Below are 18381 nucleotides of genomic sequence, written 5' to 3' on the forward strand. Positions count from 1 at the left end.
AGCGTTCATGGTTCAGGACTCCTGGGCGGCTTTAAAGCCGTAATCGTTCAGCGCCTGCTCGGCACTGATGTAGCCAAACCGGACATCGCGCTCGACCTCTTCAGGCCGGCGCTGGCGCGGGTCGCCATAGCCGCCGCCACCGGGCAGACGCAACACCAGACGCCGCTCGGCGGGCACGAACTGCTGGCCCTTGCCGCGCAGCAAGGTGCCGTCGTCGAGGCCGACAAAGCCTTCGGCGCCTTCCTTGCCGCCTTCCAGGCCGCGAGCCGGGTACTGGATACGGTCAAACATCGCACTGAAACGGAAGCTGTAGCCTTCGGACGCCGAGACTTCGATTTCCTGGCCCAGACCGCCGCGCAGCTTGCCGGCGCCCCCGGATCCTTCGCGCAGCTCTTTGCGCCAGACCACCACAGGGCCAGCATGCTCGGTGGCTTCGACCGGCATGGTGTGTACGCCGCTGGGGAACGCAGTGGCGCTCAGGCCGTCGCCGCCGGAACGGGCGCCCATGCCGCCGCTGTTGAACATGAGCATTTCAGCGTTGCGACCAGTGGGGTTGTCGGCCAGCGGGCGCACACTCAGGTGCAGGTTCCACAGGGCGCTGGCGCCTTCGGCCGGGACCTGGCCGGGCAGGCACTTGTGCAGTGCGCCCAGTACCAGGTCCGGCACGAAGTGGCCCAGCACATGGCGCACCGACACCGGCGCCGGGTGCTTGGCATTGAGGATGCAGCCTTCGGGCGCGGTGACTTCGAACGGCGCCAGAGAAGCGGAATTGTTGGGAATTTCCGGCGCCACGATGCATTTGAGGCCATAGCAGGCGTAGGCCTTGGCGTAACCCAGCGGCACGTTGATGCCGAACTGGCTCATGCCCGACGTGCCGGTAAAGTCGGTGGCGATGCCGTCCGGACCGACCGTCAGCGTTACCGCCAGGGTTACCGGCACGTCGTAGCCGTCCAGGGTCATGCTGTTGGTGTAGGTGCCATGCGGCAACGACTTGAAGCATTCCAGGGTGGCACGACGGCTGTGTTCGAGAATGAAGCCGCCGATGTGTTCCAGGTCATCGAGCTTGAACTCTTCAAGCATGTCCAGCAGGCGCTTGTGCCCGGTTTCGTTGCAGGCTGACAGGGCATAGAAGTCGCCGACCACCCGATCGTTTTCGCGCACGTTGTTGCGCAGGATGTTGACCAGGTCGCGGTTGACCTTGCCGCGCTCGAACAACTTCATGATCGGGATGAACAGGCCTTCTTCGTAGACCTCACGAGCATCGGGACCGAAGCCGCGACCACCGATGTCGACCACGTGAGCGGTGCTGGCGAAGTAACCGATCAGTTGGCCCTTGTAGAACGACGGCGAGACGATGGTGATGTCGTGCAGGTGACCGGTGCCCTTCCATGGGTCGTTGGTCACATACACGTCGCCTTCGAAGATGTTCTCAAGACCAATGTCGTTGATGAAGTGCACCACTGCCTCGGCCATGGTGTTGACGTGCCCCGGCGTGCCGGTCACGGCCTGGGCCAGCATGTTGCCGGCTCGGTCGAAGACGCCGGCCGACAGGTCGCCAGCCTCACGCACGCTGGTAGAGAACGCTGTACGGATCAGGGTCAGGGCCTGTTCCTCGACCACCGACACCAGGCGATTCCACATCACCTGCATTTGAATATCGATCATTGTTTCGCTCATGGTTATCGCCTTTCAAATGAATGCGGCTTAGCGCCGGACGACCAGCAGGCAGCCGTCGGGCTGGACCGTGGCGGTGAACGAGGACGACACGAAAGTCGAGGTTTCGCGCTCGGCAATGATCGCTGGACCCTCGACGCAGGCGCCGACCTGCAGGCCTTCGCGCTGATAGATACCGGCATCGACGTAACCGCCGGCGGCGACATCGAAGACTTCGCGGCGCGTCACTTCTTCGGCACGGTACGAAGCCTTGACCTGCTCGATGGTGTCGACCGCCGGCAGCGGCGAACTGGCCTTGACCGACCAACTGACGATCTCGATGTCCGGGCCTTCGATCGGGCGCCCGAAAAACACGGTGTAGGCCTGCTCGAACAGACGCTTGAACTCAGCGGTGTCGCTGTTGCTGAAGGCTTTGAAAGGCAGGTAGACCGGGATCTCCCAGCCCTGACCGACGTAGCGCATGAAAGCGGTACACTCCAGTTCAGGCTCGCCGAGAGGCATGCCCTGACGCAAAAAGCCAACCGCCTCGGTCTTCATGTCATCGATCAGTGCGTTGACCTGCGCGGCCTCGAACTCCGACAGGCGCACGAACGCACTGCGCACCGCTTCATAGCCGAACGGCGCCCGCAAGAAGCCGATGGCCGAACCGACCCCAGCGCCGGCCGGTACCAGAAAGCGCGAAACGCCCATTTTTTCGCACAGGCGCGCGGCGTGCAGTGGGCCGCCGCCGCCGAAAGTGATCATGGTGTAGTCGGCGATATCCTTACCACTCTCGACCGCGTGCACGCGGCCGGCGTTGGCCATGTTTTCATCGACCACTTCACAGATACCGAACGCCGCAGTGCGCGCGTCCATGTTCAGCGGCTGGCCGATGACGCGCTCGGTGGCGCTGGCGGCGTTGTCCACCGAGAGCTTGAGCGCACCGCCGGCGAAGTTGTCAGCATCCAGACGGCCGAGCAGCAGGTTGGCGTCGGTGATGGTCGGCGCCACGCCGCCCCGGTTGTAGCACGCAGGACCGGGCTCGGAGCCGGCGCTGTGCGGGCCGACGCGAATCTGGCGCATGCTGTCGATACTGGCAATCGAACCGCCGCCGGCACCGATCTCGACCATTTCCACCACCGGGATGGAAATCGGCATGCCGCTACCCTTCTTGAAGCGGTAGGTGCGCGCCACTTCAAAGGTCTTGGCGGTCTTGGGCACCTGGTTTTCAATCAGGCAGATTTTCGCCGTGGTGCCGCCCATGTCGAACGACAGCACCGATTCAAGCTGGTATTTACGCGCAATGTCGGCGGCGAAGATCGCCCCGCCCGCAGGACCCGACTCGACCAGACGCACCGGAAACTCCGCTGCACTCTGCACCGAGATGATGCCGCCGCCGGAGTGGATCATGAACACCGGGCAATCGGCGCCCTGCGCTTTGAGGGTGACCACCAGCCGGTCCAGGTAGGACTTGATCAGCGGCTTGACGTAGGCGTTGGCACACACGGTGTTGAAGCGCTCGAACTCGCGCATCTGCGGCGAAACTTCGCTGGAGATCGAGATTGATACATTCGGCAAGCGCGCCTGCAAGGCATCGCGCAATTGCCGCTCGTGAACACCGTTGACATAGCTGTGAATAAAACCGATGGCCACGCTCTGGTAGTCGCCTTCGGCAACCCGCTGCACCAGGGTGTCGATTTCATCCTGCTGCGGGGCGATCAGCACCTTACCGCGCACATCCAGGCGTTCGCGCAAGGTGTAGCGGTGTTCACGCTCGATCAGCGGCGGCGGCAGGACAATATTGATGTCGTACTGCTCGAAGCGGTTTTCGGTGCGCATTTCCAGCGTGTCGCGAAAACCTTCGGTAGTGATGAACGCTGTGCGCGCACCACGACGCTCGATTAGCGCGTTAGTGGCCAGGGTGGTGCCGTGAATCAGCTGATCGATGTCCGACAGCGTGAGGCCTGCGGATTCGACGACGCTTTTCACGCCGTTGAGGATGGCGCGTTCGGGCAGCTCATAATCGGTCAGCACCTTGGTGGAGTGCAGGACGCCGTCGACATCCAGCGCGATATCCGTGAAGGTCCCACCTATATCCACGCCGACCCGGCATGATGTAGCAGTCATCGTCATATCCCCTCGAGTGCTGATCTTGTCCGGCCAACTGGCTGGTCGCTTTAATGTAAGTTATATGTTGTCTTACAGGTGGTCAAGTGGCGATTCTTTCAAATGCGCCACATTCATGCATGCCTCAATCCAGCGTCTTGACCATCCGCGCCCCCCCCACGGCCTGGGCAGTGGGAAACACTTCCAGGCGCGAGACATCGACCTGCTCGGGCAGGCGCAAGGCGGCCAGCAGCAACTGGGCGATGTCCTCGGGCATGATCGACTCATAGCCGTCATACAGCTCGCTGCCCACCTTCTGCATGCCGATGGCGGTGCGGTACAGCTGGGTCTGTACCCGCCCTGGCGCAATTTCGGTGACCCGCACGCCGGTGCCCAGCAAATCACAGCGCAACGCGTCACAGAACAGGCTGATCCCGGCCTTGGACGCGCCATACACGCTCGCCCCCGGATGCGGGGCGCGACCAGCGCTGGAACCGATGAAAAACAGGTGGCCATGCTGACGCTCGACCATGCCCGGCAGCACCTGACGAGTCAGGTGCAGCGGCGCCTTGAGATTGATGTCGAGCATGTTGTCGATCTCGACCGGATCAATGTCCTGGAACGCCGCACGACTGGTCAATACCCCGGCGTTGTTGACCAGCACATCGACCTGATGCTCGCCCAACACCAGGGCAAATGCATCGAGCTGGCGTACATCGGCCTCGACGGCGATCACTCCAGGCTCTTCGCCAAGGACTTGCAGCGCCTCGCGGCTGCGGCCGACAGCAATCACCTTGAGCCCGGCATCACGCAGCGCCAGAACGATGGCCCTGCCAATGCCACTGGTGGCACCGGTAACCAGCGCCGTGCGGTAAACCTCAGGCAAAACACCATGATCAGGCATAGATATAGCCCCCGCTGACGATCACGTTCTCACCGGTGGCATAGCTGTTGCGGCTACTGCCCATCATCACGATCCACTCGGCGATTTCCGCAGGCTCGGCGGCGCGACCCAGCGGGTTGGCAGCGGCCAGCTCTCCAAGAAAGCCCAGTTGACGGGCACGCTCGGTAGCAAAGCCGGCAGGCGCCACCGAGTTGACCAGAATCTGGTCCTTGGCGACCGCTTGAGCAAAGGATTTGGTCAGGCTTACCACGGCGGCCTTGGTAGCAGCATAGTGGGCGTTTTGCGGGTGAGCCTTGAAGGCGTCGACCGAGGTCACGTTGACGATCCGCCCGGTGACTGCCGGCGCTTCGACATAGGCCTGCATGTGGCGCACGGCGGCGACCATCATGTGGTAGGTGCCCTTGATATTGATGGCGTTTTCCAGGTCCCACTCATCATCAGTGATGTCGAGAATGTCCTTGCGCGGGTAAATCGCAGCGCTGTTGACCAGGCAATGCACGCGACCAAGTGCATCGACGATTTGCTGAAAAGCACCCTGCGCGCTTTGCTGCCGGGAGATGTCGCCCACCGCTGTCACCACTTCGGCACCCTGGCTGCGCAGCAGCTCGGCAGCCTGCGCCAGCAGGGGCTCGTTGCGGTCGATCAGACCGATTTTGGCTGCGCCGTGCTTGAGCATCAATCTGGCCGTTTCCAACCCCAGACCCGATGCGCCACCTACGATAACTACCGTTTGTTGATCCATGATCCCCTCCGCAATTTGATCTTTACGTAAGATGCCTGTTGTCTTACATTTGGTCAAACGCATTTTGTGCGGATCACTGTCGCTCAAACACCTTCAGGACTTCATCATGCCCGCGGCCAGCCTCTCGCCCAGCCCTTCCCACCAGGCCCGTGACCGCGTGCTGGATACCGCGCTTACGCTGTTCGCCACGCACGGGTTTCACGCCATCGGACTACGCGACCTGGCCGGCCACCTGGGCATGCACGCAGGCTCCTTGTACCACCACATTGAGAACAAACAGTGCCTGCTGTTCGAACTGATCGAATCGGCCCTCTCCGACCTGGTGTTCAGCACAAGGCGCAGCCTCAAGAATCGCAAGCTCCCTGCCGAGCGCTTACAGCGGTTTATTGATGTTTTTGTGGCTTTTAGCCTTGCCGAACCAGACCGTCTGAAGCTATTGGTGCGCGACGCGGTCTACCTGAGCCAGGAACAAAGCGTACAGATTCAAGCCCTCAAGGACGCGTATAGCTCAATGCTGATCGATATCGTCGCCGCCCGGCTTGACCAGCCTGCGTCACCGCCTTCGGTTAATGTCAGGATGATCGCCAGCGCCATAGTCGGCTTGTTGTTTGGGCATTCTCAATGGTTAGCCCACGAGGTACCCGTGACGCACTTGAGTCAAATGCTGACGCGTTATGTGCTCGGGATTATTGAGACAGGTAGAGGAAAATGAGAGGCGATGCCGCAAGGAAGAAAATCGAACTGATTGCAGGAGGCGCGCAGGAAATAAAAGCCCTTACTTATTTCTAGTGATTAGACGAGCCGCCTCGATCCTTTCCTTGATGAACGCCTCGGTTATAACCTCGGATGGCGAGATGGACAATCGGCCATTAAAGACCTTCAGGGTCTTGAGCTTCCTGATCGACTTGAAAATCTCACGATCCTCTTCGCTCATGCGCTCACCGGGCTTACCAAAAACAAGATCAAGAACTCCCATACTGACGACCCCCTCGGAGTGACATGCACCTGAAGCGCTTCAGGTAGCATAGATGTAACACACATGCCGATCCGCAACTCATGCAGCCTGATGCCATGGGCCAAGTCCGGGATGGAGGTCACATTTCGCATATTGATGGTTGGCGTACAAACCATGCTCTTGCGCTCGAAAACAACGCAAACGAAAAATGGCGATCATCTTTCGATGATCGCCCTTTAACTTCTATCTGGCTCCACGACCTGGACTCGAACCAGGGACCCAGTGATTAACAGTCACTTGCTCTACCAACTGAGCTATCGCGGAATGAGGGCTATCTTACTGATTTAAATAAGGTAGTCAAGCACCATTGCAAAAAAAACCTGAAAAAAAATCATGCGATTCAACGACATCGGGGGTTCATCGCCCTCCCCGGCAGGCGTAGTGTGTTGAAACAGTCTTTCCAGCCAATCACAGTGAGGTGAGCTCATGCAGCAGGGCAACCGTCTTGAATCCCTATTTCCCAATGCCGACCAGATTCCTGAAGTCTGGCGTCCGGGTCCTGCCATCGAGCAGCGCGAGTATCTGGTCGACGGCGCTCTGCAGTCCTGGCCCGGTGCCTTGGCGCCGGTACGCAGCCCGATCAGCCTGCGCAACGGCGAGACGCTGGAGCCGGTGATTCTCGGCAGCACGCCGCTGATGGACGCAGACACCGCAATGACCGCGCTGGATGCGGCGGTGCGTGCTTATGATCGTGGCCAGGGTGCCTGGCCGACGCTGCGGGTAGTCGATCGCATTCGGCATGTCGAAGCCTTTCTCAAGCGCATGCGCGAGCAGCGCGAGCCGGTAGTGCGGTTGCTGATGTGGGAGATCGGCAAGAACCTCAAGGACTCTGAAAAGGAATTCGACCGCACCTGCGATTACATCGTCGACACCATCAATGCCCTTAAAGAACTCGACCGACGCTCCAGCCGTTTCGAGCTGGAACAGGACACGCTGGGGCAGATTCGCCGTGTGCCGCTGGGCGTGACCCTGTGCATGGGCCCTTACAACTACCCGCTCAATGAAACCTTCACCACGCTGATTCCGGCGCTGATCATGGGCAACACGGTGGTGTTCAAGCCGGCCAAGTTCGGCGTGCTGCTGATCCGGCCGCTGCTCGAAGCCTTTCGCGACAGCTTCCCGGCCGGTGTGATCAACGTGATTTACGGCCGTGGCCGCGAGACGGTCAGCGCGCTGATGGCTACCGGCAAGATCGATGTATTCGCCTTCATCGGCACCAACAAGGCCGCCAGCGACCTGAAAAAACTGCACCCGCGCCCGCACCGCCTGCGTGCCGCCCTGGGCCTGGATGCGAAGAACCCCGGCATCGTGCTGCCAGACGCCGACCTCGATAACGCGGTCAGCGAGTCGGTCACCGGCGCTCTGTCGTTCAATGGCCAGCGCTGCACGGCGCTGAAAATCCTCTTCGTGCATGAAGAGGTGGTCGATGCGTTCCTGGAAAAATTCAAGGCCCGCCTGGCGCAGCTCAAGCCCGGCATGCCATGGGAACCGGGTGTGTCACTGACGCCGCTGCCTGAGCCGGGCAAGACCGGTTACCTGCAAGGCCTGGTCGCCGATGCGGTAGAAAAAGGCGCTGCGGTGATCAACGAAGGCGGTGGCGAGGTGCTGGAAAGCTTCTTCTACCCCGCCGTGCTGTACCCGGTGACGGCGGACATGCGCGTCTACCACGAAGAGCAGTTTGGCCCCGTGGTGCCGGTGGTTGCCTATCGCGATGTGCAGACCGTGATCGACTACGTGCTGGACTCCGATTTCGGCCAGCAACTGAGTATTTTCGGCACCGACTCGACGCAGGTCGGCCGGCTGGTGGATGCCTTTGCCAATCAGGTCGGGCGTATCAATATCAATGCCCAGTGCCAGCGCGGCCCGGACCAGTTCCCGTTCAACGGGCGCAAGAACTCCGCCGAAGGCACTTTGTCGGTCCACGATGCGCTGCGGGTGTTTTCGATCCGCACGCTGGTGGCGACCAAGTTCCAGGAGGGCAATAAAACCCTGATCAGCGACATCATTCGTAATCGCGAGTCGAGCTTTTTGACGACTGATTATATTTTCTGAAGTCCACTGCACCCTGCGCCGTGACATTTGGCGCAGGGTGTCCCTGACTACAAAGAGCCTTCTACCTCTTGAAAATCAGAAAATCCAAAAAGTCCAACCAACACCACCCTAGATAATAAAAGCCACTTCTCTTAGGTGTGGAGAGGTAAGCGTCCACTGCCATCAGGCCCATCTTGTGCATCTGTGCCTGAAGCATGGAAGATTGCAACAGTTCTTCCTCCGCCATATACGACGTTAATTGTGTTAGTTCGCGCTCGCCCGAAAGGTTACCGTCTGCCAACAGAAGAGATTTATTGGTGAGCGCATGAGCCACTACCAGATTGCTTGACACGCCCAACCCCTTGGCATACATCTTCCCCAAGTACCAGAGTCCCCTTCCGCTGGTATCACTTAACCTGATAGATTCCCGAAACATGGAAACAGCTTTGGTATGATCCGTCGGCACGCCCCATCCACTGGCATACATATAACCGAGCTCAGCGCACGCCTCAGGCATACCCTGACTACTTAACGCCGTCAGTATGCTTAACGCTTCACCATAACGCTGATCCCTTGCCCCTTCGTCCATCAAGTACAAAGCAACCTTGAACTGTGCCGGGGGATGGTTTTGCTCCGCAGCACGCTTATATTGCTTGAGGGCCAGGTCCGGGTTCTGTCCAATCCCCCTCCCATACTGGTAAGCCTCACCCAACATCATTTGCGCATGGGGAAGATTTTTTTCAGCCGCCAAGACAAACCAGCGCACCGCCTCATGGGAGCTTTGCTGAACACCCAGACCTTGCAGATAAAGTATCCCGATCCTGAGTTCAGCGGGGGCCAGCCCTTGCCTGGCCGCCAGACGGTACCAGTACATGGCCTGCGGATAATCGACCTCCACACCGACCCCATATTGATACATTTTCGCCAAACGAAATTGTGCCCTTGCGTCACCACCGCCGGCCGCAAGCCTCAACCAGTGACGGGATCTGTTCAACTGTTCCGGTACAACAATACCTTCATCATAGAGCATCCCCAAGTTGCGTTGCGCCGGTGCAAATCCCTGATCAGCGGCCAAATTCAAAAACTTCAGACAGGCCGGTACATCTCTTTTCAATTCCACGCCCGCACAGTACAGCTCACCCAAGGCATTTTGCGCTGCGGGCTCACCTTTATCGGCAGCCTGCAAGTAAAGCGCCTCAGCTTTTTTGTAGTCTATCTCTACCCCTAATCCGTCTACGTATAACCCGCCCAAATTTGCTAATGCTTCCCTGTACCCCTGATCGGCCGACCTCTGGTACCACTCCCTGGCTTTGATATAGTCCTGTTCAACACCGCGTCCCTGTCGATAGCTGTTTGCCAACCAAAACTGAGCAATCGCGTCTCCTTTGGCGGCAGATAACTTATAAAGTGCAACGGCCTTGGCCAGATCCAGTTCTACGCCGTTACCATTTTCATACACGGTGGCCAAATACCGCAAAGCAACCCTGGACCCTTTGTCGGCCTCAACCTGCAACAGCTTTTTCGCCACACTGTAATCTTTTCGTTGAAGTGCCTTGACCCCTTTATCCAGAGAAGCCAGCACCCCATCAGAAAAAATCATGATTACGACAACCAGAACATACCTGAGCTCTTTCAAGCCACCTCTCCCTGAGGACTTGGGTTTGGCACCCTGTGCGCTGAGCGCTTTCCCTTGATCTCATTACGCCAGCATTTTCATACGACACAGAGAGTATCTGCAAAGAGAAAGCAGACTTGAGCTATCGATAGTAGAAAGTCGTTGGCTTTACCAGCAGCGACTGCACCGCTGCGCCCGATGATCAGGCGCAGCGCTGTACACACCGACACCACTCAGAACCCATACAACCGCGCCGGGTTATCGACCAGAATCCGGCCGATCAGCGCGTCATCGTTATCGGCCCAGTCAAACAACATATCCAGCAGGTCGGCATCGTTGGGCATGGGCACCGGTATGCACGGGTGCGGCCAGTCACTGGCCCAGAGCACTTGCGCCGGATTGGCCGCGATAAGCGCCCTGGCATAAGGCGTCACGTCATCGTAGGGGTAGTCCTTGCTGGCAGTGAAGCGATAGGCACCCGAGAGTTTCACCCAGGCGCGGCCCTCTTCCAGTAGCCGCAAGAGGTCGACGAAACCTGGATGGTCAAGCCCGCTGCTGGTGGGCATATGGCCCATGTGATCGATGACCACATCCACCGGCAGGCTCACGACCGTCTCGTACAGGTCGGCAAACTCGGTAATGTCGATCAGCAATTGAAGGTGCCAGCCCAGCCCGGCGACTTTTTTGGCCAGTGCCGCCACATCCGAGACTTCAACACCGCTCTTGAAGATCAGGTTCACTCGTACGCCACGCACGCCCAGATCGTGCATCGCTTGCAGTTCGTCAATGCCGGCGTCGGCATCGATCACCACCACGCCACGTAATTTATTACCGCCCTCCTTGAGGGCCTGCAAGGTGGTGCTGTTGTCGGCGCCGTAGACGCTGGGCTGAACAATGACGCCGCGGCTCAACCCCAGGGTTTTCTGAACCTTCTGAAAAGCCTTGAGCGAGGCTGGCGCAGGCGTATACGAGCGATGCGGGGTAAAGGGTTGGCCGCTTTCATCACCAAACACGTGAAAGTGACAGTCGCATGCATTTTTTGGCAGGGCACGCAGCGGTTTGCGCGGCGCCGGGTCAGGTCCGGGACAAGGCGGAGCATAGGTTTCACCCAGTGAACTCATGCGGGTGATTTCCCAGCCTTGTAAGCCTCGCAGGCCGTTGCGTTCGGCGGAATTGATGATCTGCTGCCAGGTCGCGCGCCGGGCCAGATCGGGATCACCAAGTTTGATCGCCTCGAAGATCGCCTGGTGCTCGGCCAGCAACACCTCACCAAGGTCTTTTGAACTGACCAGCCGGCGCTCCAGCGACGCGGCCTCGAACACGTGACCGCACAGAAAGATGATGAAGTTGCGGAAGTACTCATTGCCGGTGGCGTCGGCAATGGCGCGCTTGAACTCAAGGCTGTGCTCGACAATCGACTCGGCATTGTGGATACCGGCGCGCAGGGTCTCCAGAGACTCGGCGATCCTGGCCAACTGGCTCAGCGAGCGTCGCCGGGCCGCCATACTGGCCGCCGCCACTTCAAGGTCCAGGCGCAGTTCGTAGAGCTGGCGCAGTTTGGCGGTGTCGGCCAGTTCCTGGGGCTCGATACGAAAGCTGCTCTGGCTGGTTGGCGTGGCGACAAAGGCGCCCAGCCCCTGACGACTGACGATCAGGCCTGACGACTTGAGCCGGGCGACAGCTTCGCGCACGACATTGCGACTGACGGCAAAGGACTCGGCCAGGCGCGTTTCGCTGGGGATACGGTCGCCAGGACGCAACCGCCCCTCGCGTATCTCGCCTTCCAGATAACGGGAGATTTCAATCGTAAAATGGTCGCGTCGGCCAATCGCTTTTATAGTCATGTTGCTCAGTCATCGAAAGTCGGGGCGCCCGCTACGAAACCTGAAACGCCAAACGCCCACGGATCGTACGATGCGTGGGCGTTACTTTAACAAAGAGCTGCGTTGTCAGTGCAACTGCTTGCCCTTGGTTTCCGGCAGGAAGCAGGTGACCACCAAGACCAGGCAATAGGCGCCACCGGCAAACATCGCGATGGCCGTGCCCAGGCTGTACTTGGCACTGATATAGCCCACCAACCCTGGAAACAGCGCGCCCACGGCACGACCGAAGTTATAGGAAAACGCCTGACCATTGGCCCTGACGGCCGACGGATACAGCTCGGTCAGAAAGGCGCCCATGCCACTGTAGATACCCGAGGCGGTGAAGCCCAACGGAAAGCCCAGGATCAGCATTTGCGTATTGGTCAGTTCCAGTTGCATGTAGCAGAACACGCTGATGGCCGACAGTACCGCGAAAATGATGAAGTTCGGCCGACGCCCCAGGCGGTCGGCCATGAACGCGCCGCAGACATACCCGAAGAACGAGCCGAGAATGACCACCATCAGGTAACTGCCGGTGCCAAACACCGAAAGACCCTTTTCAAGTTTCAAATAGGTCGGCAACCACGTGGTAATGGCGTAGTAACCGCCTTGCACGCCCATGCACAACAACGCCGACAGCAGGGTGATGCGCAGCAGTGAAGGCGAGAAGATATGCCAGAACGGCACGTTCACGCCCGATTCAAGTTGATGCTTTTTAGTGTGCTGGAACACTTCAGGCTCCGGCACGTACTTGCGGATGTACAACACCAGCAGCGCCGGCACGACACCGATCCAGAACAACGAGCGCCATGCATAATCTTCAGGCAAAAAGCTGAAAGCCAGCGTATACAGCAATGCCGCCCCGCCCCAGCCCACTGCCCAGCCGCTTTGCACAATGCCAACGGCTTTGCCGCGATGCTGGGCGCGCACCATCTCGCCGATCAACACCGAACCCACGGCCCACTCGCCGCCAAATCCCAGTCCCTGCAAGGCCCGCAGCACGAACAACTGTTCAAAGTTCTGCGCGAACCCGATCAGCACCGTACAAATCGAGAACCAGAGAATACTGATCTGCAACAAGCGCACCCGCCCGTAACGGTCGGCCAGAATCCCCGCGCCCCATCCGCCAATCGCCGAGAACAGCAAGGTGACGGTACTCAATAACCCGACAGCGCCTTTATCGATGTTCCACAACGTCATCAGGGAGGCGATGACAAAGGTAAACACCATGAAGTCCAGGGCATCCAGGGCCCATCCGCCGAAGGCCGAATAAAACGTGCGTTTTTCAACCGTGCTCAGTTCACTGAACCAACTCATTATTATTCTCCGCACCGTCAGCACGCTATTAACGTGGCTGAAGCTTTTGTTATTGAAAGTTGTAAAGCGTGGCCGGGTTATCGACCAGAATCTGCTGCCGTTCACGCGCCTCGGGCACCCACACCGGCAGGCGATCGAGTAACGAGCCCGTTTCAGGTGTGCGTGCCAGCGCCACATGCGGCCAGTCGCTGCCCCACACCATTCGTTGCGGTGCGGCCTGGATCAATGCGCGCGCCAGTGCATCGGTGTCGGCATAGTCAGGCGCTGAATCACTGAGCCGGTAGATCCCCGACAACTTGACCCACCAGCCATGCTCCGCCACGTTGCGCAGCAACAGCGCAAAGCCTGGCGCTTGAACACCCAGATGGGCCGGGAAGTGCCCCAGGTGATCGATGACCACCGGGCACGGCAGCCCGACCATGCGCGATTGCAGTTCAGCCAGGTCGCGCACATCGATCAGAAACTGCATATGCCAGCCCAGCCCGGCGATCCGGCTTGCCAGGCGCTCCATCAACTCAAGATTGACGCCGCCGCGAAACAGCACATTGATGCGCACCCCACGCACACCGCAGGCGTGCATGGCTTCAAGTGCCTCATCGCTGACCTGATCGTCGACAACCGCCACACCGCGCAAGCGGTCGCGATGACGCCCCAGCACCTCGAGCATGTAACGGTTATCGGTGCCGTAGACACTCGGCTGCACCAGCACACCGCGTTGCATGCCCAGGCCATCGAGCATTTGCAGATAAGCCTCTTCGGGTGCCGGCGCTGGCGTGTAGCTGCGATCCGTCACCAGCGGATAGCGCGTGCAATCGGCCGAAATCACATGTGCATGGGTGTCACAGGATCCGGGTGGCAGCGTGAAAGACGGTGTCCTCACCGGCAGTATGGGAGCGGCACAACCGGGCGGCGGCTGGGCGCTTTGAGTAAGGCGAGACATGAATGCATCTCCTGGCAAACCCTGGTCGTCTCTTCACGTCAGGGCAGTTCTTGTAGTTGTTGGTTGTTGGTTGTTGGTTGTCCAACAAGTGAGCGCATGGTGAATTTCTCTCTGGCGAATGTCAATCCCCTCACCGCCAACCTCTGCCCTGCCCGCTGACCTCCCCCATCGGAGCAGCTCAACCCATAGAAAGCATGCTTGCAATGCCTTGATTGTTTAAAACCATTCAACTTGGTTTAAACAAAACGCATTATCCGGATCCAATAATGCCCCCAGTTCAAACACACTAAACGAAACTTAGAAAACGTTGCCTGTGAACGATAACGCCTCAAGCTTCAACCTGAAAAGCCGATACATCCTTAAGTAAGATCAATGTTTTCCATCACAACAAGAAACTGAATCAGTTGAAGACCGGCTTGCACATTAACAGGCACGGGTAACAGGCAACTGACTGAATAGAGCATCTGCTCGGCAGGGAATGCACATCTGTTTTATCCCGCAGAGAATCCGTGGCGCGTTCGTTGCGTCGAGCGTGTGCAGGCGCGCCGGCCACTGATTCCCTCTGCTCCTGACCTGACGAGAGTGTTCTACCGTGCTGACAAAAACAACGATTCGTACCCGCCTGCTGACCCTGGCGATCCTGCCGCTGCTGGTGCTATTGGCGGTCATTGCCATGGCGGTGTTCAACGCCAGCCGCCTCAATAACAACCTGGACCATTTATTCACCGACCGCATGAAACCGGTCAGCCAGTTAAAAACCGTTTCCGACAGTTATGCCGTGATCATGGTCGACACCCTGCATAAATACCGGGCCGGCCTGTTCGACGCCGCCAGGTTGCATAAGGAGTTCGATGCGGCGCGGCAAAAGGGCTCGCAAGCCTGGAAGGAATACACTGCCACCCGCCTGACCGAAGAAGAAAAACGCCGGGTCAGCGAACTGGATCAGGCCCTGAGTCAGGTCAACACATTGGTCGGCCAGTTGCTTCAGGAGGCCGACGCGGGGCAATTGCGTACGGCAGAGGCCAGCGCGTTCAACCAGCGGCTCTATGGCACTTTCGACCCGTTGCAGTCGCAGCTTTCAGGGCTTATCGAGTTGCAACTCCACGAAGGCGCGAATCTCTATGCGGCATCGACTGAGCACTATGAATCGATGCGCGCTACCTTCCTGCTGATTGGCGCGGCGGCGCTGATTCTAGTGATGCTGGCGGCCATCGTGATCATTCTGTCCATCCTGCGGCCGTTATCGCAGTTGCGCAGCGTCATTACCCGCGTGCAGGAAACCTCGAACCTGACACTGCGTGCAGAAGTGCTGGGTAACGACGAAGTGTCCGAAACGGCGCGGGCGTTCAATGCGCTTGTCGAGCATCAACAGACCCTGATCCTGCACCTGGTGCAGACCGCGTCGCAGTTGGCGGTGGCTTCGGAAGAAATGAACGCGATCAGCACGCAAGTCAGCAGCACCGCGACTCAACAGGGCGACCAGACCCATATGGTCGCCACCGCAGTTCATGAGATGAGCATGGCCGTGCAGGAAGTGGCCAACAATGCACTGGCCGCCGCCGGCAGCGCCTCGGACGCCAACCAGCAGGCGCGTCAAGGCAGCGGCCTGGTGCATGCCAGCGTCCGCTCTATCCAGGATGTCTCGGTGTCGGTCGGCAAGGCTGGCGAGGTGATCGATTCGCTGCACAGCCAAAGCGCAGAAATCAGCAAGGTGCTCGGCGTGATCCAGAGCATTGCCGCCAAGACCAATCTACTGGCGCTCAACGCCGCCATCGAAGCGGCGCGCGCCGGTGAAGCCGGTCGCGGCTTTGCAGTGGTGGCCGATGAAGTCCGCGCCCTGGCCAGCAGCACTCAGGAGGCGACCGAGTCGATCAGGGTCATGATCGACTCGTTGCAGAGCGGTGCCCGCGGCGCCGTAGAGGCGGTGCAGCAGTCTCGCGAACAGGTCAACGCCTGCGTACAGCAAGCCAATGAAGCGGGTGACGCGCTCAATTACATCACCCGTGCGGTCGAAACCATCGCCGCCGGCAACGAGCAGATTTCGACCGCGACCGAAGAGCAGACCAGTGTCGCCAATGAAATCAGCCAGAACATCACCCGCCTCAACTCCAGTATTTCCGAGGTGGTCAACGGCGCCCAACAGAGCCTGTCGGCCAGCCAGGAACTGGCAATCATGGCCAGCCGCCTGAAGGACCAGACGCAACGCTTCACCGCGTGATGTTGCAGGCCGTCCACTCGCGCTTCAGCCCTGGTCGATACCCAACCGTTTGAGGCGCGAGGCCAGCGTCGTCGGCTTCATTCCCAACAACTGCGCCGCCCCGTCCTTGCCAAACAGTTTTCCCTGGCAGGCACGCAGGGCGGCCAAGGTGTTCTCACGCTCGAACACACGCATTTGCTCATCGGTCAGAATCACCGCTGCCGCCTGCGCAGCCGGCAAATGCGCGGTATCGTCCGGCAGGTCAATCTTCAGGTTGATGTCTTGCGAGGTGATCAGCGCCCGCTCGATGACGTTCTGCAATTCACGAATATTGCCCGGCCAAGAGTAGCGCTGCAGGCGCTCCAGATCGACTTGGCGCAAGCGTTTGCCGGGCAGGTTCAGGCGCTGGCCAATCTGCTTGATGAAGTGCATCGCCAATGGCGCGATGTCTTGCGGACGGTCGCGCAGCGTCGGCGACTGCAACGGAAAGACGTTAAGGCGAAAGTACAGGTCCTCACGAAAGTGCCGGGCCTGCACCTCTTCACGCAGGTTGCGATTGGTCGCCGCGACGATGCGCACATCGACCTTGCGCGTGCGCTCTTCGCCTACCCGCTCGAACTGCCCTTCCTGCAACACACGCAGCAGTTTGCTTTGCAGATCCAGCGGAATCTCGCCGATCTCGTCGAGAAACAGCGTGCCGCCGTCGGCCAGTTCGAAACGCCCGACCCGGTCACGCACCGCGCCGGTAAAGGCACCACGAATATGGCCAAAGAACTCGCTCTCGAACAGCTCGGCCGGAATCGCCGCACAGTTGACCCGGATCAGCGGATGCGCGCTGCGCTTGCTGGCCTGATGAATGGCGCGGGCGATCAGTTCCTTGCCGGTGCCGGACTCGCCATGAATCAACACACTGGCATCGGTGGGCGCGACCACGTCGATCTGCTTGATGATCTTGAGGATCGGCTCGCTCTGGCCGACGATCTCGCGGTAGCTGTGCTCGATGTGGATTTCTTCCTGCAAGTAAGCGTTCTGCTCTTCAAGACGCTCCTTGAGCTGGTGCAGCTCTTCCAGCGCGTTGTGCAGTTGCTGCTCGGTGCTGCGCCGTTCGGTGATGTCGCGAAACACCACCACCGCGCCGACCAGGCGGCTTTCGGAAATCACCGGGGTGCTGGTGAATTCCACCGGAAAGCAACTGCCGTCGCGACGCCAGAACACCTCCTGACGCCCTTCGTGCACCACGCCATCGTGTACCGCGCGGTAAATCGGGCAGTCCTCGACCGGGTAATGCGAGCCATCGGCGTGGCTGTGGTGATGAATGCGGTGAATGTTCTTGCCGATCATTTGCTCGGGCTCCCAGCCGAGCATCCGCGCGCCGGCCGGATTGACGAAGGTCGCCAGGCCTTCACTGTCGATGCTGTAGATACCGTCGCCCACCGCGCTGAGCAGCAACTGGTTGTCGCGCTCCGTTTCTTTGAACAGGTTGAGGATAGTGCGCCACTCGATCAGCCCGCCGCGCATGGTCCGTTCGGTCTCCGACTGGTCGCGCTGGTAACGTTGCTGGCTTTGCTCGCGCAGTACCACGATGATCTGCAACTGGCCCTTGATGCTCAGCGCGGTGGCGGTGATTTCCAGCTCCATGCGCTCGCCGCTCTTGCAGTTGCAGCTCAGCTCATCGGTCCAGCCCTTGCCCTTTTCCAGCACCGCCTGGCTGAACACGATCAGGTCGGCCATCTGATGGCCGAACAATTTACTCACCGGCACGTTAAGCAACTCCTGGCGCGGGTAACCCAGCAAGCGGCAGGTGGCGATGTTCAGGTCCTTGAAGCGATCGCTGTAAGGGTCGAGCAAGGCAATGGCTTCGGCGCAGTGCTCGAACACCATGTGCCGCGAGGAATAGGCCAGATCGGCCCAGCCACTGAGAAAGTCGTCATCGGCCATATCACGAGATCTCGCTGATTGCGCTACGAATATTCGTATTTCTACGGGAGTTCGTAGAAGC

The 18381-nt window shown here is 59.4% G+C and carries 12 protein-coding genes, 1 tRNA gene and 1 pseudogene; 4 read left to right on the forward strand and 10 right to left on the reverse strand.

Features of this window, described 5'->3' with window-relative positions:
• Positions 1-12: 12 nt before the first annotated feature.
• The 4 genes from ACYP2A_RS19790 to ACYP2A_RS19805 all read right to left on the reverse strand — a co-directional run bounded on the left by ACYP2A_RS19790 (position 13) and on the right by ACYP2A_RS19805 (position 5405).
• Positions 13-1677, reverse strand: a complete 1665-nt coding sequence (locus ACYP2A_RS19790) for a hydantoinase B/oxoprolinase family protein (protein WP_459747481.1) — start codon at positions 1675-1677, stop codon at positions 13-15.
• A 27-nt stretch (positions 1678-1704) separates the two neighbouring features.
• On the reverse strand, positions 1705-3780 hold the full coding sequence (locus ACYP2A_RS19795; RefSeq protein ID WP_459747482.1) for a hydantoinase/oxoprolinase family protein: 2076 nt from the start codon (positions 3778-3780) through the stop codon (positions 1705-1707).
• 124 nt (positions 3781-3904) lie between these two features.
• Positions 3905-4663, reverse strand: a complete 759-nt coding sequence (locus ACYP2A_RS19800) for an SDR family oxidoreductase (RefSeq protein WP_459747483.1) — start codon at positions 4661-4663, stop codon at positions 3905-3907.
• Positions 4656-5405, reverse strand: a complete 750-nt coding sequence (locus ACYP2A_RS19805; RefSeq protein WP_459747484.1) for an SDR family NAD(P)-dependent oxidoreductase — start codon at positions 5403-5405, stop codon at positions 4656-4658. The genes ACYP2A_RS19800 and ACYP2A_RS19805 overlap by 8 nt, the downstream gene beginning before the upstream one ends.
• A 106-nt stretch (positions 5406-5511) precedes the next feature.
• On the opposite strand from ACYP2A_RS19805, the gene ACYP2A_RS19810 reads away from it, so the two are divergent.
• Entirely contained in the window at positions 5512-6117 is a 606-nt protein-coding gene (locus ACYP2A_RS19810; RefSeq protein ID WP_459747485.1) for a TetR/AcrR family transcriptional regulator, read from the forward strand.
• Between the two features lie 491 nt (positions 6118-6608).
• Here ACYP2A_RS19810 and ACYP2A_RS19815 read toward each other — a convergent pair.
• Positions 6609-6684: transfer RNA gene (locus ACYP2A_RS19815), tRNA-Asn, on the reverse strand.
• A 162-nt stretch (positions 6685-6846) separates the two neighbouring features.
• On the opposite strand from ACYP2A_RS19815, the gene ACYP2A_RS19820 reads away from it, so the two are divergent.
• Entirely contained in the window at positions 6847-8472 is a 1626-nt protein-coding gene (locus ACYP2A_RS19820) for an NADP-dependent glyceraldehyde-3-phosphate dehydrogenase (RefSeq protein ID WP_459747486.1), read from the forward strand.
• Between the two features lie 61 nt (positions 8473-8533).
• On the opposite strand, the gene ACYP2A_RS19825 is transcribed toward ACYP2A_RS19820, so the two are convergent.
• The 4 genes from ACYP2A_RS19825 to ACYP2A_RS19840 form a co-directional block, all read right to left on the reverse strand.
• Complete coding sequence (locus ACYP2A_RS19825) at positions 8534-10087, reverse strand: tetratricopeptide repeat protein (protein ID WP_459747487.1); 1554 nt, start codon at positions 10085-10087, stop codon at positions 8534-8536.
• A 212-nt stretch (positions 10088-10299) separates the two neighbouring features.
• On the reverse strand, positions 10300-11910 hold the full coding sequence (locus ACYP2A_RS19830) for an amidohydrolase family protein (RefSeq protein ID WP_459747488.1): 1611 nt from the start codon (positions 11908-11910) through the stop codon (positions 10300-10302).
• Between the two features lie 105 nt (positions 11911-12015).
• Positions 12016-13245 carry an MFS transporter gene (locus ACYP2A_RS19835; protein ID WP_459747489.1) on the reverse strand — a complete coding sequence of 410 codons (1230 nt, stop codon included), beginning with the start codon at positions 13243-13245 and terminating at the stop codon, positions 12016-12018.
• A gap of 49 nt (positions 13246-13294) precedes the next feature.
• Positions 13295-14185 carry an amidohydrolase family protein gene (locus ACYP2A_RS19840; protein WP_459747490.1) on the reverse strand — a complete coding sequence of 297 codons (891 nt, stop codon included), beginning with the start codon at positions 14183-14185 and terminating at the stop codon, positions 13295-13297.
• 592 nt (positions 14186-14777) lie between these two features.
• Between ACYP2A_RS19840 and ACYP2A_RS19845 the strand changes: the two are divergent.
• Positions 14778-15539, forward strand: a pseudogene (locus ACYP2A_RS19845) (MCP four helix bundle domain-containing protein); the annotation flags it as partial.
• Between the two features lie 135 nt (positions 15540-15674).
• Positions 15675-16403 (forward strand): methyl-accepting chemotaxis protein, encoded by a 729-nt coding sequence (locus ACYP2A_RS19850; RefSeq protein ID WP_459747623.1) that lies wholly within the window; start codon positions 15675-15677, stop codon positions 16401-16403.
• A gap of 24 nt (positions 16404-16427) precedes the next feature.
• On the opposite strand, the gene ACYP2A_RS19855 is transcribed toward ACYP2A_RS19850, so the two are convergent.
• Positions 16428-18320, reverse strand: a complete 1893-nt coding sequence (locus tag ACYP2A_RS19855; protein WP_459747491.1) for a sigma 54-interacting transcriptional regulator — start codon at positions 18318-18320, stop codon at positions 16428-16430.
• Between the last annotated feature and the right edge of the window lie 61 nt (positions 18321-18381).

The sequence above is a fragment of the Pseudomonas sp. 3A(2025) genome (genome assembly GCF_054589175.1).